Consider the following 26,738-nt stretch of genomic DNA (forward strand, 5'->3'; position numbering starts at 1 on the left):
CCATTGCGCAAGCAGCTACTAATTTAGGAGCATTTATGACAAACATTCTGATCAAAGGCGGCACCGTGGTGAACGCCGACCGCGCCTTCCGCGCCGATGTGATCACCCAGGACGGCAAGATTGTGGCCGTGGGCGAGAACCTGACCGCGCCCGCGGGTGCGACGACCGTGGACGCGGGCGGCCAGTACGTGATGCCCGGCGGCATTGACCCGCACACCCACATGCAGCTGCCCTTCATGGGCACGGTCACCATGGACGACTTCTTCACCGGCACCGCAGCCGGCCTGGCCGGTGGCAACACCACCATCATCGACTTCGTCATCCCCGACCCGCAAGAAAACATCCTGGACGCCTACCGCAAGTGGCGCGGCTGGGCCGAGAAGTCGGCGAGCGACTATTCCTTCCACGTCGCCATCACCTGGTGGAGCGAGCAGGTGCGCCAGGACATGGGCACGCTGGTGCAGCAAGAAGGCGTGAACAGCTTCAAGCACTTCATGGCCTACAAAAACGCCATCATGTGCGACGACGAAACGCTGGTGAACAGCTTCAAGCGTTCGCTGGAACTGGGCGCCATGCCCACCGTGCACGCCGAGAACGGCGAGCTGGTCTACCTGCTGCAAAAAACCGTGGCCGACATGGGCATCAAAGGCCCCGAAGGCCACCCGCTATCGCGCCCGCCCATGGTGGAGGCCGAAGCCGCCAACCGCGCCATTGCCATTGCCGACGTGTTGAACGTGCCCATCTACGTGGTGCACGTGAGCTGCGTGGAAGCGGCCGAGGCCATTGCCCGCGCCCGCGCGCGCGGCCAGCGTGTGTATGGCGAAGTGCTGGCCGGCCACCTGGTGCTGGACGACAGCGTCTACCGCCACCCGGACTTTGCGACGGCCGCGGCCCACGTGATGAGCCCGCCCTTCCGCCCCAAGGGCAATAGCGAATTCTTGTGGCGCGGCCTGCAAAGCGGCAACCTGCACACCACGGCGACCGACCACTGCACCTTCTGCGCCGCGCAAAAGGCCGCGGGCAAAGACGACTTCAGCAAGATCCCCAACGGCTGCGGCGGCGTGGAAGAACGCCTGGCCGTGATCTGGGACGAAGGTGTGAATACCGGCCGGTTGACGCCCTCGGAGTTTGTGGCCGTCACCTCCGCCAACACCGCCAAGCTGTTCAACATCTACCCGCAAAAGGGCAGCGTGTCCGTGGGGGCTGACGCCGACCTGGTGGTGTGGGACCCCGCCGGCACCAAAACCCTGTCGGTGAAGACGCAGCACAGCAAGGGCGACTTCAACATCTTTGAAGGCCGCACCGTCAAGGGCATCCCCAGCCACACCGTGAGCCAGGGTGAGCTGGTCTACGTGCAGGGCGACCTGCGCGCCGTGAAGGGCAAGGGCCGCTACCTCAAGCGCCCCGCCTTCAGCGACAACTTTGCCGCCAACAAGCTGCGGGCCGACACCCTGGCCCCCACCGCCGTAAAGCGTTAAACCCAAAGCTAAGACCCAAGGACACCACCATGACCACCGCAACAGCCATCGACATCGACAAAGTCCGCATCAACGGCGAGCGCCTCTGGGCCTCGCTCATGGAGCTGGCCAAGATTGGCGCCACGCCCAAGGGCGGCGTGTGCCGCCTGACCCTGACCGACCTGGACAAGCAGGGCCGCGACCTGGTGCTGGGCTGGGCCAAGGACGCCGGCATGACCATCACCATCGACAAGATCGGCAACGGCTTCATGCGCCGCGCCGGGCGCAACAACAGCCTGCCACCCATCATGACCGGCAGCCACATCGACACCCAGCCCACGGGCGGCAAGTTCGATGGCAACTACGGTGTGTTGGCGGGCATTGAAGTGGTGCGCACGCTGAACGACCTGGGCATTGAAACCGAAGCGCCCATCGAAGTGGCCTTCTGGACCAACGAAGAAGGCTCGCGCTTTGTGCCGGTGATGATGGGCTCGGGCGTGTTTGCCAAGGCCTTCACGCTGGAGCATGCATATGCGGCGACGGACACCGAAGGCAAGACCGTGAAGGGCGAGCTGGAGCGCATCGGCTACATCGGCACGCAGGAGCCTGGCGACCACCCGATTGGTGCGTACTTTGAAACGCACATCGAACAAGGCCCGGTGCTGGAAGACAACGACGTGACCATCGGCGTGGTCAGTGGCGTACTGGGCATCCGCTGGTTTGACTGCACCGTGACCGGCATGGAAGCCCACGCCGGCCCCACGCCCATGGCCCTGCGCAAGGACGCACTGCTGGCCGCCACGCGCATCATGCAAGACGTGGTGGCTGCGGCGCACCGCCACCCACCGCACGGCCGTGGCACCGTGGGCATGGTGCAGGTGTTCCCCAACAGCCGCAACGTCATCCCCGGCCGCGTGAAGTTCAGCATCGACCTGCGCAACAGCACCGACGCGCTGGTGGACCAGATGGCCGACGAGGTGAAAGCCTTTGCCGCCAAGGTGGGCCAGGAGCACGGTGTGGACGTGAAGATTGAAATGGTGTCCAGCTACAACGCCATCGCCTTCCACGAGAACTGCGTGGACGCCGTGGGCCGCGCCGCCAAGAAGCTGGGCTACTCCAACATGCCCGCCGTCTCAGGCGCCGGCCACGACGCCGTCTACATGGCCAAGCTGGCCCCCGCCGGCATGATCTTCATCCCCTGCAAAGACGGCATCAGCCACAACGAGATTGAAGACGCGAAGCCCGAACACATCACAGCCGGGTGCAATGTGTTGTTGCATGCGATGTTGGAGAGGGCTGGGGTGGTTTGACAACCAAATACAAAATGCCACGATGAAACCCGCAGAGCGTAAGCCCTGCGGGTTTTTTCTTGGCAGCGGAGTTCGTCGCTCTACACTCAGCTAGCGCCGGATACCCCGGCCAGGGAGCACAAAACATCATGGATCAACAACCGCCTTACGCACCACAACCAGAACACTTTCAAGCCTCAAAAAGGAGCACACTGAACACGACCCGACTCTGGCTGTGGCTGGGCGGAGTCATTGCCATTGCGATTCCCAGCGCGACTGCCAAGGATGGCATCAACTGGTTTGTGACGATTTTCATGCTCGCCTTCCTCGGGCTGCTGGATTGGTTTCTACGCTCCCAGATGCACAAGGGCCAAGCCTATGTCAGTGTAGATGCGCTGGGCATCGGGTCCCCCGCTTTCCATGGAAAGACCAAGCGCTACGCGTGGAGCGATATCGCGGAGATCACACTCACCCGCGTGCACAACGCTCCCATGCTGCAACTGGTCTTGCGACCTTCTTCTGGCCACCTAGACAAGCGCAGCTTCTGGAATGGTCAGAATCCTGCCCGCCCTGCCTTGCCGCTCTCCGCATTGGACGAAGCCCAGCATGGCGCTTTGCTCCAGGCCATCGAACGGCAGCGGCACGGCCAATCTCCGCATGTCGCCCCGCCAGCCGTCGAAGACCAGTTGGCGCAGGAAAAGGAATTCCATGCGCGGCTCAAGGCCCTAGCACCTATCCCCTGGCTAACCTATGGGCTGATCGCCATCAATGCTGCCGTATGGCTGGTCACGCTGGGCTATGGCGCCGGATTTGCGGGCACCCCGGCAGAGCTTTTGCTGGGCTGGGGCGGCAATGCTGCATCGGAGGTGCAGCGTGGGGAATGGTGGCGCATGGCCAGTGCTTTGTTCCTGCACAGTGGCTTCATGCATGTGGCGCTGAACATGCTGGGCCTCTACAGTGCTGGGGTCACCGTCGAACGCATCTACGGCCACCGCCTGTTTGCCCTGCTCTATCTGGGCTCCGGCCTCATGGGCAGCGCCTTGAGCTTGCACTTCAGCGCCCAGGGCGGGGTATCCGTAGGGGCGTCCGGTGCGGTCTTCGGGATCATGGGTGCGCTGCTGGTGGGCTTTCTGCAGCACCGTGACAAGCTACCCAAGACCCTAGGCAAGCAGACGCTGAGCGGCGCAGGCTTCTTCATCCTGTTCTCCTTGGGGCAGGGCTTTGCCAAGCCCGGCATCGACAACGCAGCCCACGTGGGCGGCTTGCTGGCGGGCTGCCTGCTAGCCTACGTGCTGCCAGAACGCCTGGATCTGGAAAAATTTGTGCGTAGCTACAAGACCCGGGGCCTGCTCTGCCTAGCCATCACCCTAGGGGCTACGGCTGGTGTGGCCGGCATCGCGCCTGCAGCGCGTGTGGACCAGCGCGCGACGCTGGACTTGGCATCGGGCATGCGCGCGATGGCAGAGGCCATGCAGGCTCTGCAGGACGAGGCACAACAAGTGGAGAAAGGAGCCCTTTCGCTGCGCGAATCCGACACCCGCAGTCGCACCGTCTTCGCCCCCCGAATGCGCCAAGTGCTGGCTGAACTCTCCAAGGTCACGCTGGCCGACACCGATCCCCGCAAGCCCCTGTTGACAGATGCCAAACGCATGACAGAACTGCTGCTGGAATCCCTGGCCATGGAATCCGTATTCCCCGAAGGAAGCGACAAACCCCAGCCAGCAGACCCACAACGCGCAGCCGATATTTCCAAGGAACTCACCGCCATATCGGAACACTTTGTCGCACTGCAGGCCAGCTTGCAAAATGGCAAAAAGCGCTAGCTTGGGGCATTGGTGCCTGGTCTGGGCACTCCTAGCATGGGGCTCGACGGGCACCGCCGCCGAGCCATACCCCTGGGAATTGCTCAAAGACCGTGACTTCAGCAAAGCCTACACAGCCATGCTGGGCCCCCATATCCGCCAGCCCTGGCTGGCCCAGCTGAATGGACCGGCCAACCCTGTGGAGCACATACAGTTGGGCCCCGAGCGGAAAGACCTCATCCGCTTCGAAGCCTGCCGCCCGCACCAGTGCGACACGGACTACATCACGGTGCTGTACTTCAGGAAACACAGGCGGGCCTATGCCAGGCTGGTGTTGCCTTCGGGTGTGTTCATGCTGGGGCGGCCACCGGGAACGTTGGCCGAGCTGCTGGCGAAGCCCTGAACGCGCAAACTGCTACGCGCCTATTTCTAGATTGAGTGACTCGGTGTTTGGCATAGCGCCGGCCACGACGCCGTCTACATGGCCAAGCTGGCCCCCAGCGGCATGATCTTCATCCCCTGCAAGGACGGCATCAGCCACAACGAGATTGAAGGCGCGAAGCCGGAGCACATCACCGTGGGGTGCAATGTGTTGCTGCATGCGATGTTGGAGAGGGCTGGGGTGGTTTGACTGACTCTTAGGGGGAGGAACATAAGGCCTATTGGCTCCTGACCCTCATATCCATTGCGCGAATAGCTCCTGATTTAGTAGCAAATTAGGAGCTTTCTTCGTTTGTGTCCTACATTGCACCGTAGGCGGCTATTTGTCCGTCTTTATGAAGCTCCAGCCCTAGTTCATTCAAAAGGCCCTGCAAAAGCTCAGTGATGATCACAGCTGCAACTTTCTGCGCAAGAAGGGCCATTTCCTCTGTAACAGGATCGGCGCGGTGAGAGGCTGCATTTCGAGCCTTTTGGACTAAAGTGATTTCATCCCAAACGGTCTTCTCATGGCCGTCCACTCTGTAGTTCTCAAGGTCCAAAGAACTGTATTGACCCAGAATCTTGGACAGGACATCTTTGAAGCGATCCAGTCCATTGTTTTTTACGACCAAGTCGGAAACCAAATCAGCGATCGATTCGTTATGTACCAGCCCATATATCACGGGTTTGAGAATTGTTGTCTTAAGGGTCACCTCAATTGCGGCAGTGAAAAGAACCAAGGCGGCCGTAGGTGATACAGAAACTGCAGATTTCGCCTCGCGATAGATCGCGAAAACATTTCTTGCTATAGATGGATTTTGTACGTAGTAAGACCGAAGACGACCAGAGGTAAAACCAGAAATAGCTTCCGCTGCGATGCTCTCATGTATTTCAGCAAACCACTCTTCACGAGCAATATCTTCCGGCATATCCATACCACGGCCCCCTAAGTTTGAATTCCACTCCGATGCTGCTTGTGGCATACGAGATCCCACTAATGGAGATAGAGCGCCTGAATGTTCCGTATGCCGACTTCTTGCAATAAGTAACGCAAAGGTATGCTATCAATAGAGTTTTGGCAAATTTTGCCAAAACATCTAAAATTTGCGACATGAGCACCATGAACATTTCCCTGCCGGACGGCCTCAAGGAATTCGTTGACACACAAGTCGGTTCGCGTGGCTTTGGCACCAGCAGCGAGTACGTGCGTGAGTTGATTCGCAAGGACCAGGACCGGCAGCAGTTGCGCGGTCTGCTGCTGGCGGGCGCCCAGTCGGCTCCCACCGCGCCAGTCAATGCGGCCTACTTCGACAGCCTGCGCAAGCGCATCAGCGGCAAGAAGTCCAAGTGAAGGTCAAAGCGCTGATTCAGCGCACGCTGGCGCGGGGCGACATTGAGCAGGCCATCACGCATTACCAGGAACAAGGCGCCGAGGCTGCGGCGCTTGGTTTTGTAGATGCGCTGGAACGTGCCTATATGCACATCAGCAAGAACCCCGCCACAGGTTCCCCGCGCTACGCGCACGAGCTGGGAATTCCAGATTTACGTTCCTGGCCTTTGAGCAGGTACCCGTATCTGGTTTTCTATGTGGAACAGCCCGACCACATCGATGTATGGCGTGTGCTGCACATGAAGCGCGACATTCCGGCCTGGATGGGCGACGGCACAGACGAAAAATAGGAAAATCAGCTTGTAGCCCGCACACTCATTGCGCAAGAAGCTTCTCTTTTTATAGCAAACAGTAGGCAATCGCCAAGATGGGCATCACCAGTCTTTCAATCTGGCCAACAACCCCGCCTTCACTTCCTCTTCCGCAAAACTAGCCTCAATCGAAGTCCGCGCCACCTCCCGCGTCACTTCATCGGTCCACCCAAACGCCTGCCGGCACAGCGCGTACTCCCCCACCAGACTCGCACCCAGCAGCGCCGGGTCATCGGTGTTGACGCAGACTCGCACACCCGCCTGCCGCAGCCGCTCAATGGGGTGTGCCTCGATGGACGGATAGACACCCAGCACCAGATTCGACGTGGGGCACACGCCCAGCGGGATCTGCCGGTCGGCCAACATCTGCACCAGCGCCGGGTCTTCGATGGCGCGCACGCCGTGGTCGATGCGATCTGCGCCCAGCAGGTCCACCGCGTCCCACACGCCCTCGGGCCCGCTGGATTCGCCCGCGTGCACGGTGCGGCGCAGGCCGGCGCTGCCGGCCTTGCGGAAGGCTTCTGCAAACCGGGGGCCGGTGCGGCCGGCGGTGGCTTCGTTGCCGTCTACCGACAGCGCCACCACGCGCGGGTGGCGCAGGGTGATGAGCGTGTCCACCAGCTCGATGGCGGCATCGGCCGACTGGGTGCGCAGCAGGCTGACGCACAGGCCCACGCCGGGCAGGCCGTCTTGCTCCGCTGCGCTAAAGCCCGCGTGGATGGCGTCGAGCATGGCGCCCAGGCGGCCGTGCCATGCGTGCCAGTGCGTAGGGTTGAAGATGACATCGGCATAGCCGGTGCCATTGGCCGCCAGCCGCTGGCTGAGGCTGTAGCTCAGTTCCACCAGCCGGTCTTGCGTGCGGGCTAGACCACAGGCCAGGTCCAAGAAGCCCAAAAAATCTGCCAGGCCCAAAAACTTGAACAGGTCCTCTTGCGGGCGGGGCAAGGCCACGCCTTCGGTTTGGGCCCACTGCGCGATCAGCGCGGCTTCAAAGCAGCCCTCCAGGTGCAGGTGCACCTCGGCCTTGGGCAGGGCCTTTAGCCGCGCCTCTTCCGCAGATGGCAAGGGCGTGCTCATGGTTTGGCCTGGGCCAGGCAGTACGCCACCACCGCATTGGCGTGGCCGTGGCCCATGCCGTGTTCGGCCTTGAGCCAGTTGACGATCTCCATGTGCTTCTTGCCCTGCTGCTGGCGCACCAGCGCAAACCAGTGGTCCATGGGATGGCCGTAGGTTTTCTCGATGGAGGGGAAGTACGACGCGGGGCCTTTGACTACTCGAAGGGCTGCCATGGTGAACTCCTTGCGGTGGATGTCTGGGGAGCCCCTATTGTTATCTGCCCGCGGCGGCCAGGTTGCCCATGCCCACCAGCGCAGCCTCCACCGCCTGGTCCAGCGGCGTGTGCGGCTCATGCCCCAGCACGGCCAGCAGCTTGGCGTTGTGCATGCCCACCGGCGTCTTCCACAAGTAGCGCATCTCGCGCAGCTCCCGCAGGGTGGCCACAAAGGGCGCAGCCAGTGTCATCAGCCACCACGGGAAGGCGCTGACCTTGGGTTGGGCGCCGCCGCGGCGGGTGACAACGCGGCGGATGGACGCGGCCATCTGCGTGCCGTCCGCATCCCAATGGCCTTGCATATGGAAGGCGGCGAATGGCTCCAGCGTGTCACGGCGCTGCAGCAGGGCCACCATGGTGCGGGCCACGTCGGGCACATACGACCATTGGTGACCCACACCGGGGGCGCCGGGCAGGCTGATGGCCTTGACGGGCAGATTCGGCTTGACCAGCCCCTGCGAGAACCAGCTGTTGGTCACCTTGGGGCCGAAGAAATCGCCCGCACGCACCACGATCACTTTGCAACCCTGGCCGCTGGCTTGGCGCAGGCGGCGCTCCAGCTCCACGCGGATGGCGCCTTTGCGGGTAACGGGGTTTTGCGGTGAATCCTCCCGCAGCAGGGGGAAGGCGTCGGGCCCAAAGTTGTAGACCGTGCCGGGCAGCACGATGGTGGCGCCCTGCGCCTGTGCGGCTGCAATGGTGTTGTCCACCATGGGCAGCACCACCTGCGCCCAGCGGCGGTAGCCCGGTGGGTTGACGGCGTGCACAATGACGGCGCAGCCCTGGGCTGCGGCCAGCACGTCGGCGCGGTTCATGGCGTCGCCGCGCACCCATTCGATACCGTCTTTTTGTTCCGTAGCTTGCGCGGCGCCACGGCGCAGTGCGCGCACTTTCCAACCGGCCTCCACCAGTTGCCGTGCCACCTCGCCGCCGATGCCGCCGGTGGCGCCCAGTACCAAGGCCGTATTTCCCAATGCCGTGTTGTTGCTCATCTCATGACTCCTTCAAAAACGTGTTGCGATGGGATGAAGTTTGGAAGGGCCGGGGCTAATAAGCAATTGACCAACATGTGCGAGCCGCCATACATTTCTGTATGACTACCGACAACCACACCGAGATTGGCTGGGAGCTGTACCGCTCGTATTTGGGCGTGCTGGAAGAGGGTTCGCTCTCGGGCGCGGCCCGCGCCATGGGGATTGCCCAGCCTACCGTAGGGCGGCACATTGACGCACTGGAGAAGGCGCTGGGCGTGGCGCTGTTCACCCGCTCCCAAACCGGGCTGCTGCCCACCGACGCGGCGCTGGCGCTGCAGCCGTTTGCCCAGGCCATGAGCACCTCGGCCGCCGCGTTGAAGCGGGCCGCCGAGAGTCAGGGCTCGGGCATCAAAGGCACCGTGCGCGTGACCGCCAGCGAGGTGATGGGCGTGGAGGTGCTGCCGCCCATCATTGCGCAGCTACAAAGCGCCTACCCGGACCTGAAGGTGGAGCTGGTACTGAGCAACCGCGTGCAAGACCTGCTGCAGCGCGAGGCCGACATTGCCGTGCGCATGACGCAGCCCAAGCAAGAGCAGCTGATTGCACGGCGCGTGGGCCAAGTGAACCTGGGCTTTCATGCGCACCCGCAGTACCTGCAGCGGCGCGGCACGCCGCAGTCGCTGGCAGATTTGGCGCAGCACGCGCTGATCGGGTTTGACGAGGAAACAGCGTTTGTTCGCGCGGCGCGCAAAGGCCTTGCACTGTGGCAGCGCGACGCTTTTGCCCTGCGCACCGACAGCGACGTGGCGCAGCTGGCGCTGATTCGCGCGGGCTGCGGCATTGGCATTTGCCAAAACGCACTGGCCGCACGCGACCCGCAACTGGTGCACCTGCTGCCAGACAGCTTTACGCTGGGCCTTGAGACCTGGCTCACCATGCACGAAGACCTGCGCAACACGCCGCGCTGCAAGGTGGCGTTTGACGCGCTGCTGCAAGGGCTGCAGGCTTACATGGGGGAGTGATGCCGCGCCCCGTCTGTGCTGGCTGCCTGCGCCCGCTTGCCACCTGCATCTGCAGTTTCATCACGCCCACAGCCTCGGCCTGTGAAGTGCTGATCCTGCAGCACCCGCTGGAAGAGCACCACGCCAAGAACAGCGCGCGCCTGCTGCACCTGAGCCTGCCGGGCAGCCGCCTAGTGGTGGGCGAGACGTTTAACGACGCCGCGCTGCAGGCGCTGATGCCGGAGCTCCAAACCACCGTGCTGCTGTACCCGCCCACGGACTACGAAGGCCACGCGGCACCCGCATTGCTGGATCCGGCACAGCTGCGTGATCTACAAAAACTCAGGCTGGTAGTGCTGGACGCCACCTGGCGCAAGAGCCGCAAGATGCTGCACCAAAGCCCTGCGCTGCAGCGCCTGCCGCGGCTGGCGCTGGATGCAGTGCCCGCAGGCCGCTACGCAATCCGCAAGGCACACGCACCCGGCCAGCTGTCTACGCTGGAGGCCACCTGCGCCGCGCTGGCGCAATTGGAAGGGGATGCTGCGCGCTGGCAGCCGCTGCTGGAAGCCTTCGACGGCTTTGTGACGCAGCAGCAGACTTACATACCAAACTAGCCTCTAGCCCCCGTGGAATATGCGCGAGCAGCTCCTGATTCAGGAGCAACTAGTGACTTACTTAAGCCTTGCGCATGAACTTGAAAATCAAAATCCAGAAGCTCAGGATCAGCGATGCCACGGGGAACTGCAGCGCAGTGGGCATGAAGTAGATGACCAGCACGCCCGGACCCCACACGCACCACACGGCGATGATCACGGGCAGGTAGCGCTGGCTCAGAAAATCGGTAGTGAAGAAGCGGCGCAGGGAGGCGGCAGTGAAGCCTTCGTCCTTCCAGATGAAGACGGCGACCATGAAGAAGTTGGACACGGGCGAATACACCAGCTGGTCAAACAGCATCTTCTTGACGATGGTGGCAGCGTCATTGCCGCTGCCAAACAGGCCAACCTGCACGGCGTACAGCACCTGCACCGACATGCCGATGACACCGAACACCAGGAAGGCAAAGGCCATGTCGCGCACGATGGTGGGCGGCACGGGCAGGCGCAGCACGGCCCAGGCCAGCAGCTCGGGCACCAGCACGGCAAACGCGGCGTAGGTAAAGAACGAGCCGGGGTAGCCCCAGGCCTGCTTGAACGCGCCCCACTGCGTGAGCCCGCTTTGCACGGCCGGGCTCCAGGCGTATGCGGCCAACAGCAGCACCAGCCCACACCAGAGCACCAGCCCCGGTTTGACGTTGGCCAGTACGGCGGCGCGAACCTGGTGCAGCGCGGTGGGGTGGGCAGTGCCCACCATCAGGCGGCCAGCGCCAGCTCGGCCAACTTCAGGGCGCCGTCAAAGCTGCGTGCACCGCCGATGAAGAGGTTCAGGTGGCAGAACACGCTGTCGGCCACACCGCTCACCGCGGCCAGTTCGGCATCGCGCAGGCCGGCCCAGACTTCGGGCAGGTCCATGCGCGCGGTGAAGGACCCGGCCTCTACGGGCACGGTCTTGATCTGGTACTGGTTGCCGTCGGAGTCGGGGTAGATGACGAACATCACCTCGGGCATTTCGTTCACCACCACATGCGTCCAGGGCATGCCGCCCTCTTGCAGGTGCAGCACGCGGCCGCCCAGCAGGCGCGGCGCGTTGCGCACGGAGTCCATGGCGCGCAGCTGCGCCACCTTTTTGCTGATGGCGTGGTCCAAAAACTTGCGCGTGATGGCAATGGCTTCGCGAAAGCGCGTTTCCAGCAGCTGGGCCTTGGCGGTGTGGTCCAGGCCCTGCTCTTCCAGCCAATGGGTGTTGAGCTGGGCGATGAGACTGGACAGACCAAAGATGCCGGGCGACACATCGCCCTGGCCGGTGTCCACGATGTCCAGGTACTGCACCAGCGAGTGGTCGATGGAGTTGACCACGCTGGCCACGGCGGCTTCGTCCAGCGTGTGGCCGTGGGTACTGGCCCAGGCCTGCACATAGGCGGTGCCAAAGGCCGACCACACCAGGCCCGCGCTGGCGTAGCCCACGCCGGGCACGGTGGCGCCGTCGACCTCGCGCGCGGGGCGTGCGCCATCAAAGCCGCGCTGGTGGTGGTCAAAACGACCGGTGGCGGCGTCCCAGGTGCCGCCCACGTCCACCACAAAGTCAGCGGCTTCAATCAGCTCCTGCTTGCGGGTGCGGATCAGCGTGTGCGATGGGAACACGCCCATCAAGATGCCCACGCCAAATACGTCGTCGGCGTGGAAGGTGCCACTGTGCGTGGCGATGGTGGTGGTGTCGGTCATGCAGCGATTTTAGGGACTCGCTCGCGGTAGTAATGGCTAACCGGGTCTTTGGCCAGGTGCGTGGCGATACGGTCCCAGGCGCCCGATGCCACCACGGTGGCGATATGCGCCTGATGGGCGACCTCAGAGTCCCAGTGCTCCAGCAAGGTGAAAACGCAGGGCTTTTCGCTGCCGACAAAGACGCGTACGCCCTGACAACCGTTCACACGGGGCAGGTCGTGTTGCACCTGGTCCAGCAGGACCGCAAAGGGCGCAGACGCCTCGGGGTGGGTTTCGAATGTGATGATGACCTGGATACCGCTCATGAATAGCTTTGCCTCAGAAAGTACGATGGAAGAACGTCGACCCGGACGCATCCGGGGCCAACAGCGTCCATGCTACGAACGGCGGCGGTGCGCGGCAATGTCGAAAACTGCGGTTTCCTTGACCGCTGCTGCGGACTTGCTGCGGTCTGCATCCCGCAGGCGGCGACTGTATTCGGTGGGCGATACCTCAAAGCGGCGTTTGAACTCGCGGGTGAAGTGCGCAGCGCTTTCAAAACCGACCTGCTCGGCCACCTCGCTGGGGCGCAGCGGGCTACCCAGCATGAGCACGCGGGCCTGGTCTAGGCGCACATCGCGCAAGTAGCGCATGGGGCTGACGCCCGCCACCTGGCGAAAGCTGTGGGCGTAGTGCGAAGGGCTCATGGCCGCGTGGTCTGCCAACCCACCGACCGACAGCGGACCTGCAAAGTTGGCCTGGATGAACTGGATAGACTTTTGGATGCGGGTGGCTGAGCGGCCCATGGCCGCAGCGTTGCGAATGGCAAAGGCGGCGTTGGAACGGATCAGGCGCACCACGATCTCTTCCACCACCAGCGGCGCCAGTGTGGCGCAATCCAAGGCAGTATCGGTGGTAGGCAGCAGCCGGACGAAGGCCTGCAACACGCCCGTGTCCACCGGCGACACAAAGTTCTCGCGCACCGGCGTGGGCGCAAGTGCCCCCTGCTTCTCTGCCAACGTGACGAAGGTTTTGACCAGCGCAGCGGGTGGCAGATCGAGATGGATGGCGAGGTAAGGGCAGTCGGAGCTTGCAGTCACCACGGTTCCGTGGCACACGGTTTCACCACCCAAGACCAGATAGTGCAGCGGGTCGTAGGCATGCAGCTGGCCACCCAGGTTAGCCGTTTTGCCGCCTTGCAACACCACCACAATGCCTGGCGCCAAGCGCTGCGCCTTGGTGTATTCAATGGGGTGGGAAAAGCGGTAATAGCGCAGCCCGGGGTAGAGCGAATCGGTGCGGCCTTCGGCAGCTGCGCGTGCAGCAACCATGGACCGCAAATGTTCAATCACGGACGAGGCCGCCTGGTGGTTCAAAAGCATGTTGACTCACTGCTACGGGTAACGCCGGGCCAGCCAGTAGTACAGGGCGATGCCCATCACCAGGCTGGCGGCGGCCGTTTCCAGCGACAAAGCAAAGCCCTGCGCCGTGGTACTGCTGTGCGCTAATAACAGGGCCACCCAGGGCGGACCTGCAATCTGGCCCAGGCCATACACTGCGGTCAGCAGGCCTATGAAGGCCGAGGCCCCGTGCGGCCGCAGGCGCCGCACCTCTTGCATGGCAAACAGGGTGATGGCGGTAAATGGCAGGCCGATCAGCAAGCTGCCCAGCGCAAAGCCAACCAGGCTGGGCCACCACACACCCAGCAAAATGCCGCTGGCCTGCAGCGCATAGCAGGCCATGAGCAGGTGGCGCCGGTCCCAGTGCGTGGGCAGGCGGATGGTGAGCAGCGCGCCCAGCCCCACGCCCACACCAAACAGCGGCCAAAACAGGTCCAGCCAGATAGAGTCCGGTAGCGCCTGCCGCGCGATGACAGGCAAAAAGGTAGCGGTGACGATGTAGCCAAACCCGGCCAGCCCGTAGGCCAGTGCCAGCACAGTCATGGCGCTGTTGCCCGACGCGTCCGACGCCACCGTGGGCGGCGCAACCGTCGGCACCACACCCTGCAACTGCGGCCACAGCACCGTGGTGAGCACCAGGGCCAGTGCGGCCATGGCCATCCATCCGGTGGCAGCGCTGAGCCCCGTGGCCACCATGGCCGTGGCGGCCAGGCCGCTCACCGCAATACCCAGCCCCGGCCCTACATAAATCACGCCTGCCAGCTGGGGCGCCCCCAGCGCCGCCAGCCGCGCCAAGCACCAGCCCGAGGTGTAGACAAACACCAGTGCACTGGCAATGCCCGCCAGCAAACGCCACAGCGGCCAGGCCAGAGGCCAGTGCAGCGCCATGCCCAGGGTTAGCAGCACGGTGAGCGCCAGCCCCCAACGCATGGCCTTGGTATGCACCACGGGCCGCAGCGCGGGCCAACGGGACCAGGCCCAGGGCTGCAGCGCGCAGGCCATGGCGCCCAGCCAGTAGCCGATGTAGTTGGCCGTGGCCAGCCAGCTGGCGCCGTGCAGGTCGATCACCCCGTCGTGCAGCATCATGGGCAGCAGCGGGGTGAAGGCGAACCGGCCAATGCCCATGGCGACCGCCAGGGACACCAGGCCAGCCAGGGCGATAGCAATGGGTTTTGGAGAACGCATGTGTCCATTGTGCAGGCAGGGAATAACGCGGATTGCATAGACTCTCGCGAACCCAACCCAGGAGACACCCATGGATTTTTTGCTCGACCCCAATGTCTGGATCGCCTTCGGCATGCTGACCGCCCTGGAGATCGTGCTGGGCATTGACAACATCATCTTCATCTCGATCCTGGTGGGCCGCCTGCCGCCCGAGTTGCGCGACAAGGCACGCCGCCTGGGCCTGGGCTTTGCCATGGTCTCACGGCTGTTGCTGCTGTTCTCGCTGAGCTGGGTGATGGGGCTGACCTCTGACCTGTTCACCATTGCCAGCCACGGCTTCAGCGGACGCGATCTGGTGCTGCTGCTGGGCGGTGTGTTCCTGCTCTACAAGGCATCCCACGAGATTTTTGTAGAGGTGGAAGCACGCGACCAACACGCCCCCGCTGCCGCCGACTCGGTGGCCGTCAAGGCCGCTGGCACCCGGCTGTTCTGGGCCATCATCGGCCAGATCGCCATCATCGACATCGTGTTTTCATTGGACTCGGTCATCACCGCCGTGGGCATGGTGGATCAGATCAGCGTGATGGTGGCCGCGGTGATTGCATCGGTGGGTGTGATGCTGGTGGCCGCCAAGCCGATTGGCGAGTTTGTGGACAAGCACCCATCCGTGAAGGTGCTGGCCCTGGCCTTTTTGGTGATGGTGGGCATGGCCCTGACCGCCGAGGCTTTTGACCAGCACATCCCCAAGGGCTACATCTACGCCGCCATGGCCTTCTCGCTGGGCGTGGAAGCGCTCAACATCCGGGCGCGCAGCAAGCGTCTCGCGCGCAACACTGGCTAATGCCGTCCCGACACCACCGACAGCAGCACGACCACCGCAATGGCCAGCAGGGCCGACACGCTTTTCCAGAACACCAGCGGATTGCGCTCGATGAGCGGTGGGCGGGTGCGCTGCAGAAACTCCTGGTTGGGGTGGCGCAGGTCGTACAGAAACTCTGACAACTCGGCATAGCGCTTGGCGGGGTTGGGGTTCACGGCTTTGCGCAGCACACTGTCGATCCACGCGGGGATCTCGCGGTCATCGTCCAGCACCGAGTCGTATTGCAACTGGTTCTGCGCCGACTTGGTTCGGGCCCGGGCCACCTGGGCGCCATAGGGCAGACGCCCGGTCAGCAGATGGTAGGTGAGCACTCCCAGCGAGAAGATGTCAGACCGCGCGGTACCGCTTTCGCCCAGAAAGTATTCGGGCGCGGCGTATTGCACGGTACCCAGAACGTCCTCACCGCCGCCGGGCAGCGGCGCGGCTTCGGCCAGGCCGGCCACGCGGGTGGAGCCAAAGTCGATGATTTTGGCGGTGCCGGTGCCGTCGATCATGATGTTGTCGGGTCGCAAGTCCTGGTGCAGCATCTCCAACCGATGAAAGGCCTGCAGGCCTTTGCCGATTTGCTCCACCAGGCCGCGCACGGCCTCCAGCGTGGGCTTGGGGTTGTCGGTCATCCACTGGGCCAGCGTCTGCCCGTCGATGAATTCGGTGACCACGTACACGTAGTGGCGCTTGCGGGTTTGCAGGCAGGGTTTGAGCACATGTGCGCTGTCGATGCGCCGCGCCACCCACTCTTCGGTGAGAAAGCGCTCCACATAGGCTGCATCGGCCTGCAGGTCAATGGACGGGGTCTTGACCACAACGCGGGTGTCAGTCTCGCGGTCCACTGCCAGGTAGATGTGGCTGCGAAAGCTGCCATGCAGCTCGCGCACGATGGTGAAGCCATCAAAGTCCTGGCGCGGCGACAGGATGGGAGGAAACGGGAGGCCCGAGAGCGCACGCACCATCTCATTCACGGCTTGGCGCGGCAGTGCGTCCACCCGCACGATCTGCACCGTGAGGTTGTCGGCGCTGCCTTTGTGCAGCGCGACCTCGGCCATGGCGCGGGCGGCCTGGTCCAGGTCGGCGGCGTGGGTTTGCAGGATCTCCGTCAGCGCATGCGTCGGCAAATGTTCATACACACCATCAGTGGCCAGCACAAACACATCGCCCACCTCTACCGGCAGGGCCTGGTAGTCCAGCTCCAACTGCGGGCTTGCGCCCAGCGCACGGGCCAGATAGCTCTGGCCATTGGCGACCCACACGCGGTGATCTTGAGTGAGCTGCTCCAGCACACCCGCACGCAACCGGTAGATGCGGGAGTCGCCCACATGGAACAGGTGCGCCGTGGTGGACTTGAGCACCAGTGCACTCAGCGTGCAGACATAGCCCTTGTCGCGCTCGTAGCGATGGGGGCTTTGCATCGTTTGCGCATGCAGCCAGGCATTGGTGGCGCTGAGGATGCGCTCGACCGAGGTCTTGACCGACCACGCCTCGGAGGTGCAGTAGTAGTCCTCCAGAAAGCTGGTGACTGCGGCCTGGCTGGCCACCTGGCTGACGGCACTGCTGCTGATGCCGTCAGCCAGGGCCATGGCAATGCCCTTGGAGCCGAGGTGCGGCTCCTTGGGGATGACCAAGCCATGGAAGTCCTGGTTGGTGTCCTTGCGGCCCTTGTCCGAGTACTGCCCTGCCGATATCTGGAGTGCGTCGGCCATCTTTCTCTTGCGGAAAACTTATGCGATTCAGCCGCGCTTGGGCGCGGTCTTCACGTGGGTGGAATACAGCGTGAGGCCGGTGAATGCCAAGCCGCCCACCAGGTTGCCCAGCACGGTGGGGATTTCGTTCCACAGCAGGTAGTCCACGATCGTGAAGTGTGCGCCCAGCAGCAGGCCGGATGGGAACAGGAACATATTGACGATGGAGTGCTCGAAGGTCATGTAGAAGAACACCATGATGGGCATCCACATGGCCAGCACCTTGCCGCTCACGGTGGTGGAGATCATGGCACCGACCACGCCGGTGGACACCATCCAGTTGCACAGCATGCCGCGCACGAACAGCGTCAACATGCCAGCGGCACCGTAGTGTGCGTAGCCCAGCGTGCGGCTCTCGCCGATGACGCCAATCGCCTTGCCCACTGCGTTGGGTTCGGTGGAGAAGCCAAAGGTGGTGGTGATGGCCATGGCCAGGGCGACAGTGAAGGCACCGCCGAAGTTGCCCACAAACACCAGGCCCCAGTTGCGCAGCACGCCGCCAATGGTGACGCCGGGGCGCTTGTCGATAAGCGCCAGGGGCGCCAGCACAAACACGCCGGTCAGCAAGTCAAAGCCCAGCAGATACAGCATGCAAAAGCCGACCGGGAACAGGATGGCCCCTGCCAGCGGCTGGCCAGTCTGCACGTTGATGGTGACGGCAAACCAGGCGGCCAGGCACAGGATGGCACCGGCCATGTAGGCGCGGATGAGTGTGTCACGCGTGGACATGAAGATTTTGGACTCGCCCGCGTCCACCATCTTGGTCACAAATTCCGAAGGCACTAAATAAGCCATGAGAGATTTCCTTAAATCCAACGTTGCAAAAAAAAACGGCGTCCACTTCTGCACTCCCTTGGGGGAGGTGTGAAGTGGACGCCGTTGTCCGATTCCGTCAGATTTGCAGCACGTAACGTGCCAGCGGAAATTCGCGGCAAACCCTGTGTTTTCTACGGGTTTACGCGGAGATTTGGAGGCGGGCTTGCTTCAAGTTGGTGCAAGGCTGGGTGCAGGCGGGACTTTTCTGGTGCCACTGACCAACACGATGCCCAATAGCACGGGCACCGCGCCGACTAGAAAGCTGGCCTCGATGGGTTCGTCCAGCAACCAGGCGCCCAGCACGATGCCGAACAGTGGCGTCATGAACGAGAACACGCCCAGGCGCGACGCCAGATAGCGGCGCAGCAACCAGAACCACACCAGAAAACTCGCAAACGACACCACCAGCGTGTGGAAGGCCAGCGCAGCCCAAACCCGGGGAGTCGGGTTGAAATGGGCCTGACCCGTGGACAGCGCCACCACCAACAGCAGCACACACGCGCACACCAGTTGGTAGAGCAGCGTTTGCGTGGCCGGTGCGCTGGAGAGGCGCGAGCAGCGCACCACCATGGTGGTGGCGCCCCAGGCCATGCCGCCCATCAAACCCAGCAAGTCACCCAGCAGCATGTTGCCGGGCGCAGCAGCAGTGGGTTGGTGGCGGGCAAAGAAGGCGATGGAGAGCCCCCCAAAGGCCAGCGCAATGCCCAGCCACTGCACCGGGCCCAGGCGCTCGGCTGGCAGGCGCCAGTGCAAACCCAGCGCAGCGAAGATGGGTGCGGTGTACAGGAACACCACTATGTGCGAGGCGCTGGTGTGGCGCAGGCCTTCGCCCACCAGCAAAAACTCCAGCGCAAACAGCGAGCCCACCACCAGCCCTGCACGCCAGTTGCCATTGCGCAGACCCCAGTCTTCGCGGCGCACCATCATCAACAGACCGACCAACACCGCGGCGGCGCCAGAACGCAGGGCAATCAGAAAGATGGGGGCAATGTCGCCGGCCGTGGCCTTGAGGGCAACTTGTTGAAATGCCCACAGCACGCACAGCACCAGCATGCAGCCAATGGCTTGGGAATCGAGAGGTTTTCGGGTGTCCATGCGGTGATTATTGAATTGACGGCTTTCATTGATATAGTGAAAACCAGACAAGCCATACGGCGAAACCGACAACCGCCACCCACCATGCCCATCCTCAAGCCCAAGCTGGAAATCCCACTCTCCAGCCCCAACCTGCCCTCGCCCATCATGTTCCGCAGCGCGGTGGCGCCGGCCGAGGGCATCTACCCCTTGCACCAGCATGCCTGGGGCGAGTTTGTGTATTCCTTTAGCGGCGTGATGGAGGTGAAAGTGGCCGACCACCACTACCTGGCACCCCCGCAGTACGGTGTGTGGCTGCCGCCCAACCTCAAACACGTGGGGCTGAACCGCTACGAGGCGCACCACTGCTCGCTGTACATAGGCCCGGCGCTGTGCCACCTGCTGCCCACCACCCCCTGCGCGCTGACGGTGAACCCCCTGGTGCGCGCGCTCCTGGAGCACCTGCGCCAGCAACTGCCGGTCCAGCCTGCTACGGCGCAGGACGAGCGTCTCCTGCAGGTGCTGCTTGACCAGCTGGTGCGGGCACCCCGCGCGGGCAGCTACCTGCCCACTTCGGAAGACCCGCTGCTCAGTGCGGTGCTGCGCCTGCTGGAGGCCAACCCCGGAGACAACCGCTCATTGCCCGAACTGGCAAACGCCGCCCACACCACCGAGCGCACACTGATGCGCCGATGCCAGCGCGACCTAGGCATGTCACTGGCGGAGTGGCGCCAGCGACTGCGCGTGGTGCGCGCCATGCCGCTGCTCGAAGCCGACCAGACCGTGGAAACGATCGCACTGGACCTGGGCTATGGCAGCGCCTCGGCCTTCATCGCCATGTTCAAGCGGCTCATGGGAGCCACGCCCGATGAATACCGCAAAGGCGTGTTGACTCAGGCGACCTTTCTCTGATTTGGCAAACTCAAGCGTGAGCTGCATTGCGCGTCTGCCTCCATTCACGCGGTGCGACACCACACTGAGCCTTGAATGCGCGGGACAACGCAGCCTCACTCCCATACCCAACCTGGCCAGCAATCATTTTCAGTTGCTGCCCTTGTAGCAAGGCTTTCTGTACAAGCCTCACCCGCCAAGCCTGTAGGTAAGCACCCGTGGTGGTGCCAACAGTGGCTCTAAAGGTACTTGCAAAGATGCTGCGGGACATACCCGCAATTTGCGCCAACGCCTCCAAAGACCATTCCTGTGCGGGTTGCTCGTGCATGGCGACAAGTGCTTTGCGCAGCTTGGGATGCGACATCCCAGCCAGCAAGCCACTATGGATATGCCGGGTTTCCATAAGATGCCGCAGAACCTGGATCAGCACGATCTCAAAGAGTCGATCCACCACCTCGCGACGACCGCAGTTGTCGCCAAACGCCTCGTCAAAGAGAAGTGCAAGTACCTGGTCGGCGCGGTCGAGGGTATTCAGAGGTAGACAAACTACATCGGGTAGGGCTCCAGCAACAGGGTTCGCTGCCCCGCCTTCAAAGTGAAGGTGCGCGCAGGCCAACTCTGCGCCATGCTGGGTATCAGTAACAAACCGACGCGCAAATGGCCTCGGATACAGCAGCAGGCTGGGCTCTGCCACATGCAATGCGGGCTGTCCTGAGTGGATGGCATCGAGTACCCCGGCTTTCACCAGATGCAGCTGCCCCCCTTCACCTTGGTCCGTGAATTCGGTGATTCCACACAAAGCGCCGGAATGGAACACCTGGGCCCGTACCGGGAAATGCGTCAACAAGGCGTCTAGACGGTCAGTGCATACATTGGTCATAGAAAGTACTGTGGATCAAGTTATATGCATTTTATGCGATGTTTCGTATTTTCAAGCCGATAAAGTTCGTACTGCCAAACGGCAATTCGCAATCCGTCCATTCAACCCAAAGGAATCACCATGACATTCAAGACAAAACTTCTGACTGCCGCCCTCGCCACTGCCGTTTCCAGCTTCGCAATGGCAGCGGGCAGTCCCGGCGTCGAACACAACACCCAGGCCTTTCTTGAGGCGCTCGCCAAGGGCGGCGGCAAGCCCTTGGAGAGCCTTTCTCCCGCCGATGCGCGCGCCGTGCTGGTGGGTGCACAGCAGGGCGCCAAGCTGGCGCCTGCGGACGTGAGCGAAAAGACCATTCAAATTGACGGCAAAGCACTGAAGCTCACCATCGTGCGTCCCGCCGGTGCCAAAGGCGTGCTGCCCGCATTTATGTTCTTCCACGGCGGTGGCTGGATCCTGGGCGACTTCCCCACGCACGAGCGTTTCGTGCGCGACCTAGTGGCCGATTCCGGCGCTGCTGCGGTATTCGTCAACTACACGCCGTCACCCGAGTCGCGCTATCCCGTGGCCATCAATGAAGCCTATGCGGCAACCCAGTGGGTAGCCGAGAACGGTGCCCAGATCAACGTAGATGGCAAGCGCCTGGCGGTGGCGGGAAACAGCGTGGGCGGCAACATGGCGGCGGTGGTCGCACTGATGGCCAAAGCCAAGGGAACCCCGGCGCTGCGCGCACAAGTGTTGTTCTGGCCCGTTACGAACGCCAACTTCGAGAACGCTTCCTATGATGAGTTTGCGAATGATCACTTCTTGACCAAAGGCATGATGAAGTGGTTCTGGGACGCCTACACGACCGACGCAAAGCAACGCCAAGAAATCTATGCCTCGCCATTGCAGGCAACGCCTGAGCAATTGAAGGGCTTGCCGCCAACACTGGTTCAAACGGCTGAAAAAGATGTGCTGCGCGACGAAGGTGAGGCCTACGCGCGCAAGCTGGATGCCGCTGGCGTGACCGTGGTGTCCACCCGTTACGGCGGCATGATTCACGACTTCGGGCTGTTGAATGTGTTGTCGTCTGTGCCTGCCACCAAGGCGGCACTGCATCAGGCCAGCGAAGAGCTGAAGTTGCGTCTGAAGTAAGCGGCTTGCGTAACCACAGGTGTCATTCAAAACACCTGTGGCATCGCAAGCGTTCAGGTGACAGGCCTGCTCCAGACCCCATGATGTGCGTCAGGCTCCTTTGCTTTTTACCAATGACTTGGCAGAAAGCACATGGGCCAGCTTCTGCTCGCCGAATGCATGGATGGCGAAATCAATGAAAGCGCGCGTTTTGGCAGGCAACAATTTCTGACTGGCGAAGTAGAGCGAGATCGGCCCCAGATCGATATGCCATTCGCAATGAAGATGACGACAGAGATCCACTACATGAGGCTGGTGAACAGCATTATTCACTTGGCCCATGGGCTCAACTTGAAAGTGGTCGCTGAAGGCGTTGAGACCAAAGAGGAAACGCAATTGCTGAAGCTTTTGCGATGCGAACAGGCGCAAGGTTATTTGTATAGCAAACCCCTCACCGCCGAGGCCTTCGCGGCAAAGTTGTAGCGGCAAAGGTTGTGACTGAGAACCGTACTGGGCACCACGCCCGATGAATAGCGCAAAGACGCGCTGACCCATCAGCGATAGCGCCATGCGGGGTTGGCATTTCTTCACTTCTGAACCAGAATACCGAGAAGAACATCACCACAGCCTCTCTGAGGAGACAACATAAGTGGACACCGTTGGAACGACCACCTCGGCCGAAGACAAGGCCCGGATCGTGGTGCATGTGGCCGCGGACGCGATGAGCGCCGCCCTGGACCTAAGCCCTTCCGCTGATGGCCGCAATGCCACCCTGGACGAGGTGATGGCCGCGCTGGCAGAGGCTGGCATTACCTATGGGCTGGACCACGAGGTCGTGCTTGCTGCCTGTACCCAAGGCCAGGCAGCCCAATTGGTGGTGGCCCGCGGCACGGCACCTGTACATGGGGTAGACGCGATCTTTGAACCTCTGGCGCTGGACGCATCCGTACGCGCACCCAAGATCGACGCGCAGGGCCTGGTGGACTACCGAGAGTTCAGCGGCATCTGCCTGGTAACACAGGGCGCGCCCCTGATGCGACGCACACCCGCCAGTTGGGGCAGCGAGGGGCGCACCATCACCGGTAAACCTCTGCCCTCGGTGCCTGGCAAAGACCTGCCATTTGCCGACGGGTTGACGGGTGCTGCGGTGTCGCGCGACGACCCCTACCTGCTCTGCGCGACCATTCAGGGGCAGCCCGTGCTGGTGGTACAGGGCGTACAGGTAGAGCCGGTGCTGCGTGTGGCCGAGGTCAACCTGGCCACGGGCAATATTTACTTCGACGGCTGCGTGCAGGTGGAGGGGGATGTGACACACAGCATGAAGGTGCAGGCCACGGGCGATGTGTCGGTGGGCGGCACCGTGGAGGGTGGATCGGTCGAGAGTGGGGGCAATGTGCTGGTAGGCGGCGGGATCATCGCGCAGGGGCAGGTGGTCAGCGGTGGAGGTGTGACTGCACGGTTCACCCAATCGGCCAAAGTGAAAGCCGAGACCGCCATCGTGCTGCACGACATGGCGCTGGAATCAGAGCTGCAAGCAGGCAGCCACATCGTGATTGGTGAGAAGACGCCGCAAAAGGGCAAGCTGGTCGGCGGCAAGACCGCGGCCATGATGCTGGTGCGTGTGCCCACGCTGGGTTCACCCAAGTCGGGTACCACCACCGTGAGCGTGGGCGCCAACCCCGAGCTGGAGCAGCGCTACCAGGCACTGCAAGAACGCATCGACATGGAAAAGGCCAACGAAGACAAGCTGTCCAAGCTGGTGGCGCACCTGACCCAAACGGGCGACCCCAAGGCCATGCTGGCGCGGGTCAAAGCCTCATGGCAGCAAGCCACGCAAACCTGGGCCAAGTCCTTGGTGGAACAGGCCGAGCTGGATGCGCTACTGGCCACCACACGCAACGCCAAGGTGCAGGTGATGCAAGGCACCCTGGGTGTGGTGGAGCTGGCATTTGGTAAGCGCAGAACCACGCTGCACAAGGAGTTTGCTGCCGGAGACTTCTCGGTGGCGCAGGACAACAAGATCCAGTTCACCGACGCCGGGGGTCAGGCCTACCCCATCAGCTAGGGCCTGGGCTCACGCGTCAAGCAGCGGCCGCATGGGCCGGGGCACCGCCGAAGCGGCTCTCGGCCTGCTTGCGGAACTCGGAGGGCGTCATGCCCTTGAGCTCGAGGAAGCGGCGGTTGAAATTGGCAACGTTGTTAAAGCCCACGTCGTAGCAAATGTTGGTCACATACCGGTCCGAGCTCATGAGCAGCTGGCAAGCGCGGTTGATGCGCACGCGGTTCACAAAGTCGGTGTAGGTGTTGCCCGTGGCGCGGCGAAAGAAGCGCGAGAATCGACTCTCGCTCATGGCCAGCTCAGCCGCCACCTCGGCTGCGGTTTGCGAGTGCGAGGGGTTCTCGGTGATGCGGTTGACGATGGTGTTGATCTGGTCCAGCTCGGCGTCGTTCTCCACTCCGCGCATTTGCACGTTGGAGAGCAGGCGGTAGTCGGTGCAGCGGGCCAGGTCACTGGCCAGGTCGCAAAAGGCCGCTACCCGTTTGAGCCCGCGCGAGGACTTCACCACATGCCAGTGCGACGCGGCGGTCTCGGCCATGCCGAAGAATTCGATACCGTGGCGTGCGCGTTCCAGTAGCGGCAGCACTTCAGAAAACTCGGGGATGGCGTGGCAGGCTTGTTCCAGCGGCTCATGGCGGAACTGGATGACCAGATCACGCCTGAGCACGCCTTCGTCGGGCAGATCCAGTGAAATCCAGTTGTGCGGCAGGCGCGGCCCACACAGCACCAAATGACCGGGCTCAAAGGGGCCGATCCAGTCGCCCACAAAGGCTTTGCCCGAGGTCGCGGTGATCAGGTGCAACTCGTACTCGTCGTGGCAGTGCCAGCGCGCCAACGGCGTGGGGTAGCCATGGTCCAGGCAACGGATGAAACCCACCTCGTCCGTCGGCTCATAGCCCAACAACGGGTTGCGGTTGTAGTCCGCCTCTAGCTCTGGCGCACGGCGACGATTGGGCTGACTCCCCTGCTGCGAGTGCAAATGATGGGTAGCGACCATGGCAACTTCCCTCTGATTGGATTCAAGATCTCACATTACCAGCTTTTGTCTTTGTTCAGCCCAAATGGTTTTTCACAAAGAGCTGAACCCGTGCATGGCCCACCCGCAGGGCATCGAGCAGTTGCGGACGAGAGGCAAGCAGCCCCCACAGCACCGGGTCGGCGGCAAAAGCAGCCACCGGGTCGACCGATGCGCAGATGGCGTGGGCGGCTGCCGGGTCCATGGCCTGGTCCTGGTAGGTGTAGGCGATTTCGCCTCTGTGCCAGCGCTGCAAATAGACCAAAAACAGGGCAGGCAGCATGGCCACGCTGGCAATGGATTCGCCGCGGGCCAAACGCTCGCGAATCGTGGGCACGATGAAGCCGGGAATCTTGGAGTACCCGTCCATGGCGACGCGCTGGTTGGTATCGCAAATGGCGGGGTTGCTGAAGCGGTCCAGCACCACGTCGCGGTATTTGCGCAGGTCCAGCGGGCTGGGGTGTTCGGGCGTGTCCAGCACAGGGATGGTGTCGTCGGTCACGTAGTCGTACGCGATGCGGCGGATCACCGAGTCTTGTGTGCCTTCGTGGATGTACTCGTAGCCCACCAGCGTGCCGGCCCAGGCGATGCAACTGTGGGTGGCGTTCAGCAGGCGGATCTTGGCCTCCTCAAACGCATCCACCGAGGACACCATCTCCACGCCTACTTTTTCCCATTCCGGGCGGCCGGCAATGAAGTTCTCTTCAATCACCCACTGGATGAAGCTTTCCCCCATGAGGGCGGCTTTGTCGTCCCTGCCGGTGGCGGCTTTCACGCGCTCGGCCACATCGGGGGTGGGGCGCGGGGTGATGCGGTCCACCATGGCGTTAGGGCTGCTGGTGTGTTGCTCCACCCAGGCTTTGAGTTCGGCGTCGCCGAGCGCATCGATGAACTGCAGCAGGCCGGCACGCGAGCGCTCGCCGTTGTGGCGCAGGTTGTCGCAGTTCATCAGCGTCACGGGGCCTGCACCGTTGTGCTTGCGTGCGCGCAGGATGCTGACCAGACCACCGTAAATGGTGTGGCCGGCGCCGCCTTGCTTGACCGTCTCCAGGTCCGCACGCAGGTCGGCAAAGGTCGTCCAGTCCAGCTGGTTTCTGGCGTCCAGGTAATAACCGGCTTCGGTCACCGTGAACGAGATGATGCGTGTGGCGGGGTCGGCGCCCACGGCAATCAGGTCTGCCAGATCGTCCCGGTAGGGAATGACCTTCTGGATGGACTCGATACGGGTGTAGCTGCGCTCGCCCTGGGGCGTCACGGTTTCCAGCGTGTAGGCACCGCTCTGTGCCTGCAGGGCGGCCATGGTGTCCGCCATGTCAGGGCGCAGGTTGCCACCGGTGATGGACCAGCGCGTGTCGCCCTGCTGGCGCAGTTCGTGGACATAGAGCGCTTGGTGTGCGCGGTGGAACGAACCCAGTCCGAGGTGAAGAATCGTATACATG

At 62.6% G+C, this 26,738-nt stretch carries 28 protein-coding genes and 1 pseudogene; 13 read left to right on the forward strand and 16 right to left on the reverse strand.

From position 1 onward, the window contains the following. The first annotated feature begins 35 nt into the window (after nt 1–35). The 5 genes and pseudogenes from hydA to J2X15_RS11555 form a co-directional block, all read left to right on the forward strand. Nucleotides 36–1,478 carry a dihydropyrimidinase gene (gene hydA / locus J2X15_RS11535; protein WP_310342887.1) on the forward strand — a complete coding sequence of 481 codons (1,443 nt, stop codon included), beginning with the start codon at nt 36–38 and terminating at the stop codon, nt 1,476–1,478. A gap of 29 nt (nt 1,479–1,507) precedes the next feature. Then, nucleotides 1,508–2,767: a Zn-dependent hydrolase gene (locus tag J2X15_RS11540; RefSeq protein WP_310342889.1), complete on the forward strand. Its 1,260-nt coding sequence runs from the start codon at nt 1,508–1,510 to the stop codon at nt 2,765–2,767. A gap of 128 nt (nt 2,768–2,895) precedes the next feature. Continuing rightward, complete coding sequence (locus J2X15_RS11545; protein WP_310342890.1) at nt 2,896–4,569, forward strand: rhomboid family intramembrane serine protease; 1,674 nt, start codon at nt 2,896–2,898, stop codon at nt 4,567–4,569. Then, a complete protein-coding gene (locus J2X15_RS11550) occupies nt 4,553–4,951 on the forward strand; it encodes an Ivy family c-type lysozyme inhibitor (RefSeq protein ID WP_310342891.1) in 399 nt (132 codons plus the stop codon). Before J2X15_RS11545 ends, J2X15_RS11550 begins: the two co-directional genes overlap by 17 nt. Nucleotides 4,952–5,008: 57 nt before the next feature. Continuing rightward, nucleotides 5,009–5,179: pseudogene (locus tag J2X15_RS11555) on the forward strand (Zn-dependent hydrolase); the annotation flags it as partial. Between the two features lie 109 nt (nt 5,180–5,288). Here J2X15_RS11555 and J2X15_RS11560 read toward each other — a convergent pair. Next, nucleotides 5,289–5,951 carry a DUF4145 domain-containing protein gene (locus J2X15_RS11560; RefSeq protein WP_310342893.1) on the reverse strand — a complete coding sequence of 221 codons (663 nt, stop codon included), beginning with the start codon at nt 5,949–5,951 and terminating at the stop codon, nt 5,289–5,291. Between the two features lie 128 nt (nt 5,952–6,079). On the opposite strand from J2X15_RS11560, the gene J2X15_RS11565 reads away from it, so the two are divergent. Both J2X15_RS11565 and J2X15_RS11570 read left to right on the forward strand, forming a co-directional pair. After that, entirely contained in the window at nt 6,080–6,319 is a 240-nt protein-coding gene (locus J2X15_RS11565; RefSeq protein ID WP_310342895.1) for a type II toxin-antitoxin system ParD family antitoxin, read from the forward strand. Continuing rightward, complete coding sequence (locus J2X15_RS11570; RefSeq protein ID WP_310342899.1) at nt 6,316–6,648, forward strand: type II toxin-antitoxin system RelE/ParE family toxin; 333 nt, start codon at nt 6,316–6,318, stop codon at nt 6,646–6,648. Before J2X15_RS11565 ends, J2X15_RS11570 begins: the two co-directional genes overlap by 4 nt. 84 nt (nt 6,649–6,732) lie before the next feature. Here J2X15_RS11570 and add read toward each other — a convergent pair whose 3' ends face one another. The 3 genes from add to J2X15_RS11585 are packed head-to-tail and all read right to left on the reverse strand — an operon-like array spanning nt 6,733 to nt 8,991. Next, a complete protein-coding gene (gene add, locus J2X15_RS11575; protein WP_310342902.1) occupies nt 6,733–7,746 on the reverse strand; it encodes an adenosine deaminase in 1,014 nt (337 codons plus the stop codon). Beyond that, a complete protein-coding gene (locus J2X15_RS11580; RefSeq protein WP_310342905.1) occupies nt 7,743–7,958 on the reverse strand; it encodes a DUF4287 domain-containing protein in 216 nt (71 codons plus the stop codon). Before J2X15_RS11580 ends, add begins: the two co-directional genes overlap by 4 nt. 40 nt (nt 7,959–7,998) lie before the next feature. Further along, nucleotides 7,999–8,991, reverse strand: coding sequence for an SDR family oxidoreductase (locus tag J2X15_RS11585; protein ID WP_310342908.1), 993 nt, complete (start codon nt 8,989–8,991; stop codon nt 7,999–8,001). Nucleotides 8,992–9,092: 101 nt separating this feature from the next. Here J2X15_RS11585 and J2X15_RS11590 point away from each other — a divergent pair, with 101 nt between their 5' ends. Both J2X15_RS11590 and J2X15_RS11595 read left to right on the forward strand, forming a co-directional pair. Further along, nucleotides 9,093–9,995 (forward strand): LysR family transcriptional regulator, encoded by a 903-nt coding sequence (locus tag J2X15_RS11590; RefSeq protein ID WP_310342911.1) that lies wholly within the window; start codon nt 9,093–9,095, stop codon nt 9,993–9,995. After that, nucleotides 9,995–10,588 carry a tRNA-uridine aminocarboxypropyltransferase gene (locus tag J2X15_RS11595; RefSeq protein ID WP_310342914.1) on the forward strand — a complete coding sequence of 198 codons (594 nt, stop codon included), beginning with the start codon at nt 9,995–9,997 and terminating at the stop codon, nt 10,586–10,588. The genes J2X15_RS11590 and J2X15_RS11595 overlap by 1 nt, the downstream gene beginning before the upstream one ends. 61 nt (nt 10,589–10,649) lie before the next feature. On the opposite strand, the gene J2X15_RS11600 is transcribed toward J2X15_RS11595, so the two are convergent. The 5 genes from J2X15_RS11600 to J2X15_RS11620 all read right to left on the reverse strand — a co-directional run bounded on the left by J2X15_RS11600 (nt 10,650) and on the right by J2X15_RS11620 (nt 14,856). Beyond that, entirely contained in the window at nt 10,650–11,324 is a 675-nt protein-coding gene (locus J2X15_RS11600; protein ID WP_310342916.1) for a hypothetical protein, read from the reverse strand. Then, entirely contained in the window at nt 11,324–12,292 is a 969-nt protein-coding gene (locus J2X15_RS11605) for an MYG1 family protein (RefSeq protein ID WP_310342918.1), read from the reverse strand. Before J2X15_RS11605 ends, J2X15_RS11600 begins: the two co-directional genes overlap by 1 nt. Further along, nucleotides 12,289–12,597, reverse strand: a complete 309-nt coding sequence (locus tag J2X15_RS11610) for a putative quinol monooxygenase (protein WP_310342920.1) — start codon at nt 12,595–12,597, stop codon at nt 12,289–12,291. Before J2X15_RS11610 ends, J2X15_RS11605 begins: the two co-directional genes overlap by 4 nt. Nucleotides 12,598–12,669: 72 nt before the next feature. Beyond that, nucleotides 12,670–13,653, reverse strand: a complete 984-nt coding sequence (locus J2X15_RS11615; RefSeq protein WP_310342923.1) for an AraC family transcriptional regulator — start codon at nt 13,651–13,653, stop codon at nt 12,670–12,672. A gap of 12 nt (nt 13,654–13,665) precedes the next feature. Continuing rightward, nucleotides 13,666–14,856, reverse strand: a complete 1,191-nt coding sequence (locus tag J2X15_RS11620) for a YbfB/YjiJ family MFS transporter (protein WP_310342926.1) — start codon at nt 14,854–14,856, stop codon at nt 13,666–13,668. A 70-nt stretch (nt 14,857–14,926) separates the two neighbouring features. Here J2X15_RS11620 and J2X15_RS11625 point away from each other — a divergent pair, with 70 nt between their 5' ends. Then, nucleotides 14,927–15,676 (forward strand): TerC family protein, encoded by a 750-nt coding sequence (locus tag J2X15_RS11625; protein WP_310342930.1) that lies wholly within the window; start codon nt 14,927–14,929, stop codon nt 15,674–15,676. Here J2X15_RS11625 and J2X15_RS11630 read toward each other — a convergent pair. From J2X15_RS11630 to J2X15_RS11640, 3 genes are all read right to left on the reverse strand, one after another. Continuing rightward, nucleotides 15,673–17,412: a bifunctional protein-serine/threonine kinase/phosphatase gene (locus J2X15_RS11630; RefSeq protein WP_310342933.1), complete on the reverse strand. Its 1,740-nt coding sequence runs from the start codon at nt 17,410–17,412 to the stop codon at nt 15,673–15,675. The genes J2X15_RS11625 and J2X15_RS11630 overlap by 4 nt on opposite strands. Before the next feature lie 27 nt (nt 17,413–17,439). Further along, on the reverse strand, nt 17,440–18,246 hold the full coding sequence (locus J2X15_RS11635) for a formate/nitrite transporter family protein (protein WP_310342936.1): 807 nt from the start codon (nt 18,244–18,246) through the stop codon (nt 17,440–17,442). A gap of 189 nt (nt 18,247–18,435) precedes the next feature. After that, nucleotides 18,436–19,362 carry a DMT family transporter gene (locus J2X15_RS11640; RefSeq protein WP_310342938.1) on the reverse strand — a complete coding sequence of 309 codons (927 nt, stop codon included), beginning with the start codon at nt 19,360–19,362 and terminating at the stop codon, nt 18,436–18,438. An 84-nt stretch (nt 19,363–19,446) separates the two neighbouring features. Here J2X15_RS11640 and J2X15_RS11645 point away from each other — a divergent pair, with 84 nt between their 5' ends. Then, nucleotides 19,447–20,253, forward strand: coding sequence for an AraC family transcriptional regulator (locus J2X15_RS11645; RefSeq protein ID WP_310342941.1), 807 nt, complete (start codon nt 19,447–19,449; stop codon nt 20,251–20,253). A 10-nt stretch (nt 20,254–20,263) separates the two neighbouring features. Here J2X15_RS11645 and J2X15_RS11650 read toward each other — a convergent pair whose 3' ends face one another. Further along, complete coding sequence (locus tag J2X15_RS11650) at nt 20,264–21,112, reverse strand: AraC family transcriptional regulator (RefSeq protein ID WP_310342942.1); 849 nt, start codon at nt 21,110–21,112, stop codon at nt 20,264–20,266. Between the two features lie 120 nt (nt 21,113–21,232). On the opposite strand from J2X15_RS11650, the gene J2X15_RS11655 reads away from it, so the two are divergent. Continuing rightward, nucleotides 21,233–22,246 (forward strand): alpha/beta hydrolase, encoded by a 1,014-nt coding sequence (locus tag J2X15_RS11655; RefSeq protein WP_310342944.1) that lies wholly within the window; start codon nt 21,233–21,235, stop codon nt 22,244–22,246. 90 nt (nt 22,247–22,336) lie between these two features. Here the strand turns inward: J2X15_RS11655 and J2X15_RS21295 are convergent, their stop codons facing one another. Further along, nucleotides 22,337–22,795, reverse strand: a complete 459-nt coding sequence (locus tag J2X15_RS21295) for a hypothetical protein (protein WP_476453983.1) — start codon at nt 22,793–22,795, stop codon at nt 22,337–22,339. Between the two features lie 79 nt (nt 22,796–22,874). Here J2X15_RS21295 and J2X15_RS11665 point away from each other — a divergent pair, with 79 nt between their 5' ends. Then, the gene (locus J2X15_RS11665; protein WP_310342947.1) at nt 22,875–24,290 is read left to right on the forward strand and encodes a DUF342 domain-containing protein; all 1,416 of its coding nucleotides are present in this window, start codon (nt 22,875–22,877) and stop codon (nt 24,288–24,290) included. Nucleotides 24,291–24,306: 16 nt separating this feature from the next. Here the strand turns inward: J2X15_RS11665 and J2X15_RS11670 are convergent, their stop codons facing one another. After that, nucleotides 24,307–25,281 (reverse strand): AraC family transcriptional regulator, encoded by a 975-nt coding sequence (locus J2X15_RS11670; protein ID WP_310342949.1) that lies wholly within the window; start codon nt 25,279–25,281, stop codon nt 24,307–24,309. Between the two features lie 55 nt (nt 25,282–25,336). Continuing rightward, a complete protein-coding gene (gene dalD / locus J2X15_RS11675) occupies nt 25,337–26,737 on the reverse strand; it encodes a D-arabinitol 4-dehydrogenase (RefSeq protein ID WP_310342952.1) in 1,401 nt (466 codons plus the stop codon). Nucleotide 26,738: the final 1 nt, after the last annotated feature.

The organism is Rhodoferax saidenbachensis (assembly GCF_031457975.1).
In the GTDB taxonomy this organism is placed as follows: domain Bacteria; phylum Pseudomonadota; class Gammaproteobacteria; order Burkholderiales; family Burkholderiaceae_C; genus Allorhodoferax; species Allorhodoferax saidenbachensis_A.